Raw genomic sequence first — 14,975 nt, 5'->3', positions numbered from 1 at the left:
TTTGCTGCGCACATTACATTCATCCCCAAAGGCGCATCGCCGCAAATTTTACGGGCGTTTTGCACGATGGTAAAAAGCGCCTCTTTGCTATAAAAATTCTCGCTTTGATATGGTCTGCCATCGAGCGATTTTTTGGCAAATTTAAGATTTTCGTAATAGCCGGTGCCGACCGAGCTAATGACGCCTAGACAGCCGTTTAGGCTGACATTGCCGGCTAGCTTGTCCCAGCTGATACCAAGTCCCATGCCGCCTTGAATTATCGGGTGCGCAATCTCGTGTTTGCCTATCTTTATACTCATTAATCCACCTTTAATTTAGCGAATTTCTTCTTCCCTACTTGAAGCGTGTATTCGCCCGAGCTAAGCTGAAGCTGCTCATCTAAAATTTTATTTTGATCGATACTGACGGCGTTTGATTTTATCAGCCTGCGCGCATCCGAGCTAGAGACTGCGAGCTTGCAGCTGATGAGCGCCTTTACGATCCATGCAGGCGAGCTTACGTGATATTCCTTGATCTCGCTAGGAAGCTCGCCGGCGCCGTGGACGCGGTCAAATTCCTGCTTGGCCTCAAAGGCGGTATTCTCGTCATAAAATTGCGTGACAATCTCGGAGGCAAGCTCCTCCTTAACCGCCTTAGGATGGATCGAACCATCCGCCACGAAGCCTTTTATTAGCTCAATATCTTCGCTGCTTTTTTGGCTTAACAGATTATACCAATCCCACATTAACGCATCGCTGATACTCATCACCTTGCCGTACATATCATGAGGCGTATCGGTTACGCCGATGTAGTTACCCAGGCTCTTGCTCATTTTATTCGTGCCGTCGGTACCTACTAAAAGCGGCATCATCACGACGCTTTGTTCTTTGCCGACATCATAAATTCTTTGCAGCTGGCGACCCATTAAAAGATTAAATTTCTGATCGGTACCGCCAAATTCTATATCGCATTTCATGCAAACGCTGTCGTATCCCTGCAACAGCGGATACATAAACTCGCTGATGCTGATCGGCTGTTCGGCCTTGTAGCGCTTCTCGAAGTCGTCGCGCTCGAGCATCCTGGCAACATTAAAAGTGCTTGATAGCTCGATCATACCGCTAGCACCCAGGCGGTTGGTCCATTCGGAATTAAACATCACCTTGGTTTTGGCGGGATTTAAAATTTTAAAGACCTGATCCTCGTAGGTTTTGGCGTTTTGAAGCACAACTTCGCGCGCTAGCTTTTTGCGAGTCTCGCTCTTGCCCGTAGGATCTCCGATTTGAGCAGTAAAATCACCGATTAGAAATTGCACGATCGCGCCGTGGTTTTGCAAAAATGCAAGCTTATTTAGCACGACGGCGTGTCCTAGGTGTAGATCCGCAGCAGTGGGGTCCATACCGATTTTGACGTAAAAGACCTCGCCGCTGTCGTAATAGCGCCTAATCAGCGCCTCGATCTGCTCTTCGCCGATGATCTCCGCGACGCCGCGCTTAAAATTTTCCATAATGCCTTGAATGTCAGCCATTTGCTCTCCCTTATTTAGTTTTTATATACGTCCGTAAGCGATACGAAATCCACGATTTTAAAGCGGTTTTTGAGTTTATCTTTAATCTCCGTGGAGTCTAAATTTTCGTTTAGCTCGATGATGATCTCAAAATAATCCGACGTCGTTTCACTATTTTCGTTCAGGCTTATCGACACTAGATCGACCTCAAGCTTGACTAAATAGTTCAAAAACGTCGCCAGCGAGCCGCGCTTGTTTTCTAAATTTAATATGATCTTGTAGCGGTGCGGCGCATTGCGCGTCCATTTTACGAAGATCATCTCATCGGTTTTGATTAGCTCGCTTGCACGTTCGCACAGCTTATGATGCACCGTCACGCCGTGTCCGTTGCGAAAGCCGATGATGTCGTCGCCACGCTTTGGGTTGCAGCAGTAATCAAACTCAACCTCGTCGATTTTAAAATTTGAATACACCACGATGTTGTCAAATTTTTGCTTCTCGATCTCATACTTGCTGCGAAATTTCATATTGAAAAATTTCTCTTTGAGCGGGTATTTTTTCAGCGCGTTTACGACGTCTTTTAAAAATACCGAGTCATAGGCAGCTTTGCCGATCTTTTTGCTTAAATTTTCTTTTTCGAGCCAGCTTAGAATGCTCTCCTTGCTCGTCGTAAAGATCGCGCATAAAATTTTAATCGCTACTTCGAAATTTATGTCTCTGATCTTTTGCTTGCAAAATGCCTTTATCGTCGCGCGCGCCTTGCCCGTTTTTACCGAGCTTAGCCAGCTGCAGCGGTAGTGTGGCTCGTTTCCGGTGATGATATGAACGATATCTCCGTTTTTTAGCTCCGTTAGGAGCGGCACCTTGACGCGGTTTATAAAGGCCTCGGTCGCTTTTAAGCCCACTTGAGAGTGTATCTCGTAGGCGTAATCAAGCGCCGTAGCACCGCGCGGCAATGTAAAAATTCCGCCCTTTGGCGAATACACGGCGATATCCTCGACGTAGAGGCTGTCTTTGGCGTATTCGTAAAGATCCTCGGCGTTGGCGTCGTCCTCTTCCTGCATGCCGATGTCGTTTAGCCAATCAAGCTTCGGATTGATCGAGCCGCTATATTTATATTTCCAGTGAGCGGCGACACCGAATTCTGCGGTGTTATGCATATCGAAGGTGCGGATCTGCACCTCTACGATCATACTTTCATTAAAAACGGTCGTATGGATCGTCTGGTAGCCGTTTTGCTTCGGAAGCGCGATATAATCCTTAAAGCGCGATATGAGCGGGTTAAATTTAGTATGGATTATGCCCAGAGCTAAGTAGCAATCCATCGGCTTTTGCACGATGATGCGGATAGCCAAAAGATCGAGCACCTCCTCGATCGAAATTCCTTTGCGCTGCATTTTTAAAAAGATCGAGTAGTAGTGCTTCATCCGCTTTTGGATCTCAAAGCTGCCCTCGCTAAAGCCGTTTGAAAGCATATACTCCTTGATCTTTTCGCTAAATTTGCTCAAGCTCATCTGAAGCTGCTGCTTATGCTCCTCGACGTAATCGGCGATCGCCGCGTACTCTTTAGGCATAACGTATTTGAAGCTAAGATCTTCAAGCACGTTTTTGATCGATGAAATTCCAAGCCTGTGCGCGATCGGCGCATAAACCAAAAGCGTCTCCTCGCCGATGCGTTTTTGTTTATCGGGGCGGAGTGCGTCTAGGGTTAGCATATTGTGCAGTCTATCGCAGAGCTTTACGACTAAGACGCGCTGATCGTTAATGGAGATCATCAACATCCTGCGGAAGGTAAGCGCAGTGGTGCGTAGCTTGGCGTTACTATCGCTGGATGGGGCTAATTTATCCTCTCTGATGTTTACGATTTTAGTAAGCCCTTCTACGATTTTGGCTACTTCGTCGCCGAATCTTTGTCTAACCTGCTCGATGCTGTAATCTGTATCCTCTACTACGTCGTGTAGTAGCGCAGATATCACCATTGCGTCGTCTCCGCCCATAAAAGATACGAAGCAAGCTACCAAAATCGGATGGATCGCATACGGCTCGCCGCTTTTGCGAAACTGCCCGTCGTGCTGCGCGATGCATAAATTTATAGCATCAACCAGCAGCGGAGTGGGCTCTTTTAGATTATAGAGCAGCTGCTTGGCGCTTTGAATGTCTTTGGTATCGACGACATCGTCGATGAGACTTTCTAAGAAGTTATCATTAATCCTTGTCAACGATTCCATCTAATGCGATCTTACCTTCGGCTAGTTCCAAGATTGCTATATCGGCAAATTTCATTCTGCGAGTATCTACGTTCTCTATCAGCGGCGGTTCGCCCGCAGCTAGCTGCTCGGCGCGTTTGCTTATCATCAAAGATAGCTTATACCTGTCTCCGCCCGTTACTTTTAAAGCTTTGGCTACAATTTGTTCAGTTCTCATCAATTCTCCTTAAATTTGAAATTTCAGTTTTTTACGATTGAGCAGGAGCTTAGATCTCCGCCATCGACGATTTTGTATAAATTTCCGCTCTTAAACATATTGCATACGATGATCGGAAGTGCATTGTCTTTAGCAAGCGCGATAGCCGTATCGTCCATCACCCTGATGTTGTCGTGCAGGGCTTGATCGTAAGTGACTTTGGAAAGCAATTTGGCGTCTTTAAATTTTTGCGGATCCTTGTCGTAGATCCCCATTACCTTCGTGGCTTTGATGATGGCGTCGGCTCCGATCTCGATAGCGCGGAGCGTACCTGCGGTATCGGTTGTGAAGAAGGGGTTCCCCGTGCCTGCGGCAAAGATCACGACGCGACCCTTTTCCAGGTGTCTTTTGGCGCGGCCGATGATGAAGGTCTCGCAGATCGCTTCCATCTTTATCGCACTTTGCACGCGCACATCCATGCCTGCGTATTCGAGCGCTTCTCTCATAGCGATTGCGTTTATAACGGTGGCTAGCATGCCCATATGATCGCCGCTGGTGCGTTTGATGATACCGCTAGCCGCGGCGCTTACGCCTCTTATGATGTTGCCGCCGCCGATTACGATGCCTACTTCGATGCCGCCCTCTACGAGCTGCTTGATCTCTTTGGCGATAAATTTTAAAATTTCGCTGTCGATCCCAAAGCCGTTCTCTCCCGCTAGCGCTTCACCCGAAAATTTTACGAGTATGCGATTGTATTTAGCCATAAATTTAGCTCCTAATAAAATTTTAAAATATTATCCAAAAGTCGTTTAAAAATAACTTTTTAGGCTATTTTAGATGATCTTTAAGGCGGTTTATCCAGATCTTTTTCGGAGCGATTATCTCGCTAGCGCTACCGTTTACGGCGTGATAGATCATCGTGCCGTGCAAGCTCGCGTAGTAGCGGATTATGAGGCGCTGCAAATAGGGCTCGTAGCTCGGCACAAACCAGCCGTTATTGCTGATCGCTACGACATATTTGGGCGAGCCCTCGTAAAGCTCTGCGCGCGTAGCCTCGTAGCAAACGGCGCTTCTTACGCTTCGCCCGCCAAGCTCGTAGTCGCTAAAACCGCTAGCCGTCGAAAAATCGGTCGCGCCGCCTAACAGCACGCGGTTGATAAAATTTCGCGCAAATTCCGGCAGTGGCACCATTTCGCCAAACGGCACCAAAATGTGCTTATCGAAGCGCTTCATTTCCCCGTTCGTAAAAAGATAGGCGCTGTTGTAAAATTTCCCGTCTTCATACGCTTCCGCGCCTGCTACGATCGTAATTGTGCGCGATTTTTCCTTTAGAGCTTCAACTAGCACGTTTTCTAAATTTAGCGGCATCGCAAAGGCGCTTTCGGGTAAAATTATCGCATCCTGCCCCGCCGCGATCGCCTCATCAATCCGAGCCAAATTTGCCAACGCGGCGGATAAAATTTTATCCTTTGCCCAGATGTCATATTGCGAAATATCGGTGTTTGCGAGTGAAATTTTAATCGGCAGCGGCTCGGGCTCTTTTTGGCTAAAGTGCAGCGCGCAGATCAAAAATACCGCGAAAATTAGGGCGTTAAGCTTAGCCCGGGCGCCGCGCCCCCGTAGATAAAAAACCGCGCAAAGTCCCGCTAAAATCAGAGCCAGCGCGCTAAGATCGGCTCTGAAAATTCCATGACTTAGCAGCAGTTCAAAATTTAGCCAATCAAAGCCGAAAGGATGGATAAATTTTAGAGTCAAAAGGCACACGGCGCGCAAAACTGGCGCGTCAAATATTGCAAAGATGCGGAAAATAAAGGCATAAACGAGACAAATTCCAAGAATTTCAAGCGGGATCAAAAACGCAAGATCGAAATAGATCAGGCTGAAACTGATCCAGTGCATCCACAGCGCGCCGATAAAAAATCCGCACCAAAACCACTCCGCCTTGCTTGCTTTTAGCAGATAAAAAAGCGCTGCTATCGCAATTAGAGGCGAGAAAAATTCCGCCACCAAGGCGATTAAACCGTTAAATTTAGAGCTTAAAATTTCTACGAAAATAAAATTTGAAAGCGCAAGCGCAAGAACAAAGCCTTTATTTATGTAACTTAATGTAAAATAGCTACTTTTTAAATTTCTAATGAAGGAAACACATGGAACAAGGAAACTTCTTTGCATCAATCCTGCCTATCGTCGTAATCTTTGCGATTATGTATTTTTTGATTATCAGACCGCAGCAAAAGCAGGCTAAGGATCATAAAGCAATGGTCGATGCGCTCGGCAAAGGCGATAAGATCATAACTAGCGGTGGCATAAAATGCACGGTCGTGAAAACAAACAATGATTTTATCACAGTTAAGCTTAACGATGAGGTCATGGTTGAGCTGGATAAACAATTCGTAGCAAGAAAATTAGATGAGCAGTAAAATTTCATACCGCCTGCTGATCTTTTTGGCTGCGGTTATTTTTTCGGCGATTTTTGCCGCGCCTTCGATCTTTCAGACCGAAAAGGGAAGCAAGATAAACTTGGGTTTGGATCTGCAAGGCGGGCTTCACATGCTGCTTGAGGTTCAAAGCGACGAAGCGGTCGTTTCAAAGATCAAATCGATCGCCGCTAGCGTCAATTACGCCGCCAAGCGCGATGATCTGCTAATGGACGGGCTAAAATTGGAAGGCGATTCGTTTGAGTTTGAAATTTTAGACGCGGACGAGGCTTCTAAATTTGATGCGATTTTGCATAGCGCCGCAAGCGGACTGGACATTCAAAAATCTGGCGAAAAATACCGCGTCACGCTAACGCCTGAGGAGGTCGAAGCGACTAAAAAATACGCGATCGAACAGGCCGTCGAGACTATCCGAAACCGCTTGGATCAATTCGGACTTGCGGAGCCTACGGTAGCAAAGCAGGGCGAGAGCTATATTTTGGTTGAGCTTCCGGGCGTCAAAAGTGCAGCGGATGAGCAGCGCGCCAAGGATCTGATTGCCAAAGCGGCTCACTTGCAGCTTATGGCGGTGGACGACGTGCGCCAAGATCGCGCGCATACTATCAGCGCGGCGGATGCTAGAGCTTACGGCGACGTAATCTATCCGGACGTTAAAAATCCGAATTACAAGTATCTCATAAACGAAATTCCAGTGCTGGACGGCGCGATGCTAGTTGATGCGAAGGTTGCTTTCGATCAGCACACCAACCAGCCGATCATAAATTTTACGCTAAACTCTCAAGGCGCTCAAATTTTTGGCGATTTTACCGGCAAAAACGTCGGTAAGCGCCTTGCGATCGTACTTGACGGCAAGGTTTACTCCGCGCCGCGCATAAACGAGCGTATCGGCGGCGGCAGCGGTCAGATCAGCGGCGGATTTAGCGTCGAGGAGGCGCACGACGTAGCGATCGCGCTTAGAAGCGGCGCGCTTTTGGCTCCGGTCAAAGTCTCAGAAACGCGCAGCATCGGTCCTAGCCTCGGACAGGATAGTATCGATAAAAGTATGGCAGCGCTTAGCCTTGCGGCAGTTGCGATTTTAATCTTTATGATTTTATACTATGGCGTAGCGGGGCTTTTTGCCGACATCGCGCTTGTAGTCAATATTTTATTTCTGATCGCTTGTATGGCGCTTTTTGGTGCAACGTTAACGCTTCCTGGAATGGCTGGAATCGTACTAACTATCGGAATGGCGGTAGATGCGAACGTCATCATTAATGAGCGCGTTAGAGAGGTGCTAAGGACGGGAGTTTCAATCCGCCAAAGTATAAATAAAGGCTATGAAAATGCGATGAGCGCGATCGTGGATTCAAATATCACTACGCTAATTACTTCTGCTGCGCTTTATGCTTACGGCACGGGTCCGGTGAAGGGCTTTGCCGTTACGATGAGCATTGGTATCGTAGCGTCGATGATAACGGCTATTTTAGGCACTCACGGAATGTTTGAGCTAGTAATAGATAAGATGGAAAAGAGCAAAAATACCGCACTTTGGCTCGGTTATAAAGTAAGAGGAGGCGCAAATGCAAGTGTTCGATAAGGGCAAAATTTATGATTTTATGAAATTTAGATATTTTACCTTTGCGCTTTCTGCTGTTTTAATAATAGGCTCTATTGCGCTATTTTTCATTAAGGGCATTAATTACGGCATCGATTTTAGCGGCGGTACGCTCATTCAGGTTAAATACAACTCCAAAGCACCGCTTGATGAGATCAGAAAGCGCTTCGAAGCGGCAAATTTAGGCAATATCAACGTTACGGAATTCGGTAGCGATCAAGAGGTCACGATTAGATATTCGGGCGCTGCGAGTGAACTGGGTGATAATCCCGCTTTAGCGGCGCAAAAAATTTTACAAGGTAGTGGAAACTTCGACATTCGCAAGGTCGATATCGTAGGTCCTAAAGTCGGCGAAGAGCTTCGCACAAACGGAATTTTAGCGGTATGCGTGTCGTTTGCGCTCATTTTGGTTTATATCACCCTGCGGTTTGAATGGAGATTTGCGATTGCGGCCGTATTATCGGATCTGCACGACGTCGTAGTTGCCGTAGGTGCGATGATTTTAGCCGGCGTGGATTTCAACCTTGAAATTTTAGCTGCGCTTCTAACTATAATGGGCTACTCGCTTAACGATACCATCGTTGTTTTCGATAGAATTCGAGAAGGGGTAAAAGATAGTAAATCGATTAAGCTTGATGAGGTTATAAACGAATCGATCTCTCATACGCTATCGCGCACGCTGCTTACTTCGCTTACGACTCTCATCGTCATTGTGATTTTATTCGTTTGGGGCGGCGAGATGATCCACGGTTTTAGCTTCGTGATGCTAATAGGCGTCATAGCAGGAACATTCAGCTCCGTATTTGTAGCTGCTCCAATGCTGATTTTGTTTAAATTTAATGTCGAGAAGTACCGCGCGTTTTTAGCCGAAAAACAGCGTCGTATCAAAGAGAAAGAAAAGAATCGCGCCATGTATGAAAAAGGCACGGTGTAAGGATAGAAGATGAACTGGGGAAGGGTAATTTACATATTTTTTGCGCTGATGAGTATGACTACGATAGGCGGGTTTTTGTATGAGAAGAATGAAATTTTACTTTTCATAGCAACCAGCGTGAATGCAGTCTCGACGCTTTTGAAGGTAGGCGTGCGAAATATGCTAGCAGCCGAGCTTTTTGCAAGCTCGCTCGTAGCGGATCTGCATCTCATACCGGCGTTCGTTTTGATTGTAGTAGCGCCGGGAGATCTATCGATCGTGACCTCGCTTGCGATCGGCGCGCTACTTGCAAACTTTTTCTCGCTAATTTTAATAGCGATCGAGTCGGCAAAAACTAAAGACGAATTCTAGGAGCGCAAAATGCCTTACGATAGTAAAAGTATTGAGCTTAAATGGCAGAAAATTTGGGATGAAGAGGGAGTTTTCGAGCCTAAGGACGATTACAGCCTGCCTAAAAAATATATCCTTTCGATGTTTCCCTACCCAAGCGGCCGCATCCACATGGGGCACGTGCGAAACTACAGCATCGGCGACGCGCTGAGTCGCTATTATAGGCTACGCGGATACAACGTGCTTCAGCCGATCGGCTTTGACAGCTTCGGTATGCCTGCGGAAAATGCGGCGATCAAACACGGCATTCACCCTAAAACTTGGACTTACGAAAATATTGATTATATGAAAAATGAGCTGCACCGCCTTGGCTTTAGCTTTTCGGCTCGTCGCATGCTCGCTACCTCCGATCCGCTTTATACGCGCTGGGAGCAGGAATTTTTCATCAAACTTTTTGAAAAAGGGCTCATCTATAGAAAAAGCGCCGTGGTAAATTGGTGCGAGCACGATCAGACGGTTCTTGCCAACGAGCAGGTTGAGGAGGGCAGGTGCTGGCGCTGCGGCAATGAGGTCGTGCAAAAGCAGATGCCTGGCTACTACCTAAAAATCACCGCCTACGCGCAGGAGCTTTTGGATTGCCTAAAACAGCTTGAGGGCAAGTGGCCCGCTCAGGTGCTTACGATGCAGGAAAACTGGATCGGACGCAGCGAGGGTTTGGAATTTGGCTTTAAATTTGACGAGCAAAGCAGCGCCAAACTTGGCGGCATTGAGGGTTTTAAGGTCTTTACGACGCGCCCCGATACGATTTACGGCATGAGCTACGCGGCGGTCGCGCCGGAGCACGAGGTCGTAAAGAGACTTTTGGATAATAATTTACTTGACGCCCAGGCTGCGGCGAAGGTGAGAGAAATTTTAAATCAAAGCCCGCGCGAGCGCCAAGCAAGCGATAAAGACGGCGTGAGCCTCGGAATCAGCGTGCTTCATCCGCTAAGCGGCAGAAAAATCCCCGTTTGGACTGCAAATTTCGTCCTAGCAGAATACGGCGGCGGTGCGGTTATGGCGGTACCTGCGCACGACGAACGAGACTTTGAGTTTGCAAAGAAATTTAACCTGCCGATCATTCAAAGCATCGCTCCAAAAAGCGGCGATTACGACGCTAGCAAAGCCTACGTAGAGAGCGGAGTTTTGGTAAATTCCGAAGAATTTAGCGGCATGGATAGCGAGAAAGCAAAAAGCGCCGTTATCTCAAAATTTGAAGAGCTAGGGCTCGGACGTCGCGTGGTAAATTTTAAACTGCGCGATTGGGGAGTGAGCCGCCAGCGCTACTGGGGCGCGCCGATCCCGATGATCCACTGCCCAAAATGCGGGCTGGTAAGCGAGGAAATTTCAAATCTACCCGTAGAGCTTCCGCAGGATATTAAAATCACAGGCAAGGGCAATCCACTCGATACGCATCCTAGCTGGAAGTTTTGCAAATGCCCTAAATGCGGCGGCGACGGGGTGCGCGAGACCGACACGCTCGATACATTTTTTGAAAGCTCATGGTATTTCGCGCGCTACGCAAGCGACGAGCGAACGTGGCAGCAGCGGGCATTTGACGAGCAAAGCGTGAATTACTGGATGAACGTCGATCAATATATCGGCGGCATCGAGCACGCGATATTGCACCTTTTGTATGCGAGATTTTTCCAAAAGGCTCTTCGCGACATAGGCTATCTGCGCGATAGCGAGCCGTTTGAGCGGCTGCTAACTCAGGGCATGGTGCTAAAAGACGGCGCGAAGATGAGTAAAAGCAAGGGAAATACCGTCGATCCCGACGACATCATCGAGACCTACGGCGCCGATACGGCGAGACTTTTTATACTTTTTGCCGCACCGCCGCAAAAGGAGCTTGAGTGGAACGACAGCGCGGTAGAGGGCGCGTATAAATTTTTAAATCGCCTCTACGATCGCGCCGAAAACGCTTATACTACGGATAAAATTCCGCAGATCGACCACGCCGCTTTAACTAAAGAGGAAAAATATGCCCGCCTTAAAGTTTATGAGGCGCTTAAGAAATCACAGCAGGTTTATGAGAGCAGTTTTGCTTTTAATACACTAATAGCCGCGTGTATGGAGGCGCTAAATGCCCTAAACGCGCAGAGTAATAAAGACGTATTCACCGAGGGTTACTTTGTGATTTTAAACCTGCTCGAGCCTATCGTGCCGCACATCTGCGCCGAGCTTAGCGAGAGGCTGTTTAAGAGGCGGAATTTCGGCGAGCTGCGAGTTTGCGAAGAGGTATTCGAAAGCGATACGATCAAGCTTGCCGTCACGATTAACGGCAAAAAGCGTGCCGAGTTTGAAGTGGGCGCGAGTCTAAGCGAGGGCGAAATTTTAAGCCTTGCAAAGCAAAACTGTGCCAAATGGCTAGAGGGCAAGAGCATCGTAAAAGAAATTTACGTCAAAAACAAGCTTGTAAATTTGGTAATAAAGTAGGCGAAGATGAGAAAAGCTTTAACCGTTTTTTGTTTGATTTTTTTGATCGGCTGCGGCTACAAGCCCGTTTCGAGGATCGCGAAAGAGACGATGAGCGGAAGCGTATTTGTGGATGTGATGATGAGCAAGACCGATCCGCAAAACACCGTCGCTATCAAAGATGCGATCAGACAGGGTATGCTCCAGCGCCTAGGGATGAGCCTTGCGGATAAAAACTCGGCGCAGACGATCGTAGTAGCGAGCATAAAAAGCCTAAGCTTTAGCGAGCTTTCATACGATCAGTTCGGCTACGTCACTAGCTACCGCGCAAATCTCATCGTAAATTTTAGCACTAAGCTTAAAAACGGCGAGGTTTTCAGCAAGGATTGCGTGGGCGATTACGATTTTAAAGTTAGCCGCCTAGTCAAAAATAGCTACGATACGAGCTCGATCATTAGCGATAAGGACCGCTACAAGGCGATCGAAAATGCCTCCGCGCAGGCGTTTGACGAGTTTATTTCGGCGCTTGCGATTAGGGGATTTAGACTTGAGCGGGCGCAGCATTAAAGAATTTTTGCAAAATCGCCCGATTTATTACAAAAAAATCGACTACGAGCGCTTTCCGCGGGCATATGCCGCCATTAAAGATAAAATTCCACTCAAAAACGTCATTCAGATCATCGGCACCAACGGCAAGGGCAGCACTGGGCGGTTTTTGGCTAACGCGATCGCCGCGGCGGGCTTTAGCGTCGGGCACTACACTAGCCCGCACGTTTTTAAGCTCAACGAGCGCATCTATCTGGGCGGACGGATCGCGCAAAACCCCGTTTTTGCGTTGAATTCCGACGCTTCAAATTTTAAAAACGAGCAAAATTCCGCTTCGGCGTCAAATTTTACAGAAAAACAAAATTCCATAAAGATGCAAAATTTTGCGAGCGGAGAAAATTCCGCCTCTCAAATTTCTATTTCTAATTTGCAAAATTCCACCACGCAAAATTTTTGTAGCGAGCAGAATTCCATCGCGCGAAATTCGATCTATACGCAAAATTCTGCTTCTACACAAAATTTATGGAATTCTCAAGATCTTAAATCGCCGTCTGAGCAAAATTTCAAATCTCAGTTAGGATCAAATTTTAAATCCGCTCAAAGCTCGCTTCCCATTTCGCTAGGTCACGATGCTACGGATGAGGAGCTTGATTTCGCGCATAAGTTTTTGCAAGAGAGCTTGCCCGCAGAGTTTAAAGATAGCCTGTCGTATTTCGAGTATCTCACTCTTGCGGCGGCAGTGCTTTTTAGGGATTGCGATTACTGCGTGATCGAGGCCGGGATGGGCGGCGAGTTTGACGCTACGTCGAGTTTAGGGCGCGCGCTGTCGCTTTTTACACCGATCGGCACCGATCATTTGGGCATGCTAGGACAAAATCTAGAGCAGATCGCCCACACCAAGCTCATTGCGATGGATAAAGAAGCGATTTTAAGCGACGAGATGAGTGAGGTTCCGCTTCGTATCGCGCAGCAGATCGCAGAGCAAAAAGGAACTCATTTAAGATTTGCAGCAGAGTTTTTAAGTAAGAGCGAGCGAGCGCAGATTGCGGAGTTTTGCGCGCACAATAATCTGCCTAAATTTCAAATTTCAAATTTAGCCCTAGCACTTGCCGCGATGAAATTTTTAAATTTGAAATTTGAAATTTCGCAGCAGCCATCTCTAAATTTACGCGGCAGGATGGAAGTTTTGGCACCGAATTTACGCGTGGACGTCGGGCACAACGAGCTTGCGGCACAGCAAGTCGCCCGCGAAATTACCGAAATCTACAGGGGCAAAAAGATTGTGTTGATTTACAACGCTTTTGCCGATAAGGACGTAGTCGCGGTGCTGCGGACTTTAGCACCCGTGGTGGAGCGCGTGGAGATCTTTAGCTACGAGGTTGCGGATCGAAAAATGGCAGCAGAGGCGATAACCCGTGCGCTTGACGTGCTTAAAATTCCACATTCACCGTTTCGCGGCGAGCTTAGAGCGGACGAGGAGTATTTGGTTTTCGGCTCGTTTCATTTGGTAGAAAATTTCATTTTATGGCTTGAGGCACGCCGTGGCTAAAACTAAACTCACCCTAAGCGATCACTTTGGCACCAAGACGCTGTATTTTGGCGAAAATTTTAGATTTCAACTTAAAATTTTATCTGCGTTTTTCGTAATTTTTCTGCTCGTTCTGTTTTTTGCGATATTTAAACTCGCGAGCGACCGATCAAATTTAAAGGAGCTAAACAAAACCCTCTACGCCGAAAATCTCGCGCTAAAAGAGCAAAATATCGCGCTTGAGGGTAAAAACGAGGAGGTGCTTGCCAAGCTGGACGGGCGCGAAGACGATGGAGGCGGGCTGGATAGTGATATCCAGGTAATGCTTGCGATGAATGAGATGAAAAAGGAGCGTAAAAAGGGCTCCGGCGCGCATATCGCAGCTAGCGAAAAAACGGCGAGCGCGATTCTTAGCGCTGTGCCTAATGGACTTCCGATGCAGTATCGCGGCGTCACTAGCCCTTTTGGGATGCGTACCCATCCAATCAGCGGCGTTATGAGGATGCACCACGGCATTGACCTGCGAGCGAGCGAGGGCACTCCAGTGTTTGCGACGGCAGAGGGCTTTGTGCAGTTTGCAGGTGGCAGTGGCAGCGGATATGGAATTTTAGTGATTTTATCGCACAATTATGGCTTTGAAACCCGCTACGGCCACCTTAGCTCCGCAGTCGTAACGCCCGGCTCTTGGGTTAAAAAGGGTGATCTCATCGGCTATAGCGGCAACACCGGCTACAGCACCGGTCCGCACCTGCATTACGAAATTAGGTTTTTGGCTCAAAGCGTCGATCCTGCAAATTTTATGAGCTGGAACGCGCAGAATTTCAAAAATATCTCGACCTTGGAGCCTAACGTATCGTGGCAGGAGATCGCAAACGTCGTGCAGCACCAGATCGAAAGGTTTAAATAATGCAAGCCGAGGTTTACGAATACTTTTTGCAAAACCAAAAAGAGCTTTTGATCTGCGAGGATGAAAAGGAAGCCGCGGCGTGCGAGCAGGTGCTAAAATTTATGGGCTATGCGGCCTTTTGCCTGCCCGATTTTAGAGCTAGCTTCGGCGAGGATCTGCGCAGCTACATGGGCGAGCTCGCAGGCATCAGCACCGCTCTTAGCGCGTTTTACAAAGCAAGCGGCAAAAAAATTTTAATCTCTCCCGTCCGCACGATCCTAAACAAACTCCCTGCCGCAAGTCATCTGCGCCCGCTAAATATAAAATTAGAGGGTGAATTAAACTTAAGTGAGCTAAAAGAGGAAATTTTGCGCCT

The 14,975-nt window shown here is 47.6% G+C and carries 14 protein-coding genes and 1 pseudogene; 9 read left to right on the top strand and 6 right to left on the bottom strand.

Annotated features, from left to right (window positions below):
- The 6 genes from Q0238_RS03120 to Q0238_RS03095 form a co-directional block, all read right to left on the bottom strand.
- A partial coding sequence (locus tag Q0238_RS03120; protein WP_297942843.1) for a nitronate monooxygenase occupies nucleotides 1–299 on the bottom strand: 299 nt, incomplete at its 3' end.
- Nucleotides 299–1,504: a tyrosine--tRNA ligase gene (gene tyrS, locus Q0238_RS03115; protein WP_297942841.1), complete on the bottom strand. Its 1,206-nt coding sequence runs from the start codon at nucleotides 1,502–1,504 to the stop codon at nucleotides 299–301. The genes Q0238_RS03120 and tyrS, both read right to left, overlap by 1 nt.
- A gap of 14 nt (nucleotides 1,505–1,518) precedes the next feature.
- Nucleotides 1,519–3,711 (bottom strand): RelA/SpoT family protein, encoded by a 2,193-nt coding sequence (locus Q0238_RS03110; RefSeq protein WP_297942839.1) that lies wholly within the window; start codon nucleotides 3,709–3,711, stop codon nucleotides 1,519–1,521.
- Nucleotides 3,689–3,907, bottom strand: coding sequence for a DNA-directed RNA polymerase subunit omega (locus Q0238_RS03105; RefSeq protein ID WP_291935955.1), 219 nt, complete (start codon nucleotides 3,905–3,907; stop codon nucleotides 3,689–3,691). The genes Q0238_RS03110 and Q0238_RS03105 overlap by 23 nt, the downstream gene beginning before the upstream one ends.
- A gap of 23 nt (nucleotides 3,908–3,930) precedes the next feature.
- Entirely contained in the window at nucleotides 3,931–4,650 is a 720-nt protein-coding gene (gene pyrH / locus Q0238_RS03100; RefSeq protein WP_005872284.1) for a UMP kinase, read from the bottom strand.
- A gap of 64 nt (nucleotides 4,651–4,714) precedes the next feature.
- Nucleotides 4,715–6,058: an apolipoprotein N-acyltransferase gene (locus Q0238_RS03095; RefSeq protein ID WP_297942837.1), complete on the bottom strand. Its 1,344-nt coding sequence runs from the start codon at nucleotides 6,056–6,058 to the stop codon at nucleotides 4,715–4,717.
- Here Q0238_RS03095 and yajC point away from each other — a divergent pair.
- The 9 genes and pseudogenes from yajC to Q0238_RS03050 all read left to right on the top strand — a co-directional run.
- Nucleotides 6,034–6,306, top strand: a complete 273-nt coding sequence (gene yajC, locus Q0238_RS03090; RefSeq protein ID WP_005872282.1) for a preprotein translocase subunit YajC — start codon at nucleotides 6,034–6,036, stop codon at nucleotides 6,304–6,306. The genes Q0238_RS03095 and yajC overlap by 25 nt on opposite strands.
- Nucleotides 6,296–7,900, top strand: coding sequence for a protein translocase subunit SecD (gene secD / locus Q0238_RS03085; RefSeq protein WP_297942836.1), 1,605 nt, complete (start codon nucleotides 6,296–6,298; stop codon nucleotides 7,898–7,900). Before yajC ends, secD begins: the two co-directional genes overlap by 11 nt.
- Nucleotides 7,884–8,852 (top strand): protein translocase subunit SecF, encoded by a 969-nt coding sequence (secF, locus tag Q0238_RS03080; RefSeq protein WP_297942834.1) that lies wholly within the window; start codon nucleotides 7,884–7,886, stop codon nucleotides 8,850–8,852. The genes secD and secF overlap by 17 nt, the downstream gene beginning before the upstream one ends.
- Before the next feature lie 9 nt (nucleotides 8,853–8,861).
- Nucleotides 8,862–9,203 (top strand): DUF6394 family protein, encoded by a 342-nt coding sequence (locus Q0238_RS03075; protein ID WP_005872279.1) that lies wholly within the window; start codon nucleotides 8,862–8,864, stop codon nucleotides 9,201–9,203.
- Nucleotides 9,204–9,212: 9 nt separating this feature from the next.
- Nucleotides 9,213–11,660 carry a leucine--tRNA ligase gene (gene leuS / locus Q0238_RS03070; RefSeq protein WP_297942832.1) on the top strand — a complete coding sequence of 816 codons (2,448 nt, stop codon included), beginning with the start codon at nucleotides 9,213–9,215 and terminating at the stop codon, nucleotides 11,658–11,660.
- Nucleotides 11,661–11,666: 6 nt separating this feature from the next.
- Nucleotides 11,667–12,206: an LPS assembly lipoprotein LptE gene (lptE, locus tag Q0238_RS03065; RefSeq protein ID WP_297942830.1), complete on the top strand. Its 540-nt coding sequence runs from the start codon at nucleotides 11,667–11,669 to the stop codon at nucleotides 12,204–12,206.
- Entirely contained in the window at nucleotides 12,187–13,734 is a 1,548-nt protein-coding gene (locus Q0238_RS03060; RefSeq protein WP_297942828.1) for a bifunctional folylpolyglutamate synthase/dihydrofolate synthase, read from the top strand. Before lptE ends, Q0238_RS03060 begins: the two co-directional genes overlap by 20 nt.
- Complete coding sequence (locus Q0238_RS03055; RefSeq protein WP_297942826.1) at nucleotides 13,727–14,620, top strand: M23 family metallopeptidase; 894 nt, start codon at nucleotides 13,727–13,729, stop codon at nucleotides 14,618–14,620. The genes Q0238_RS03060 and Q0238_RS03055 overlap by 8 nt, the downstream gene beginning before the upstream one ends.
- Nucleotides 14,620–14,975, top strand: a pseudogene (locus tag Q0238_RS03050) (transcription-repair coupling factor); the annotation flags it as partial. The gene Q0238_RS03055 and the pseudogene Q0238_RS03050, both read left to right, overlap by 1 nt.

The organism is uncultured Campylobacter sp. (genome assembly GCF_938045775.1).
Taxonomy (GTDB): Bacteria; Campylobacterota; Campylobacteria; order Campylobacterales; family Campylobacteraceae; genus Campylobacter_B.
This window is presented reverse-complemented; position numbering and strand designations above follow the sequence as displayed.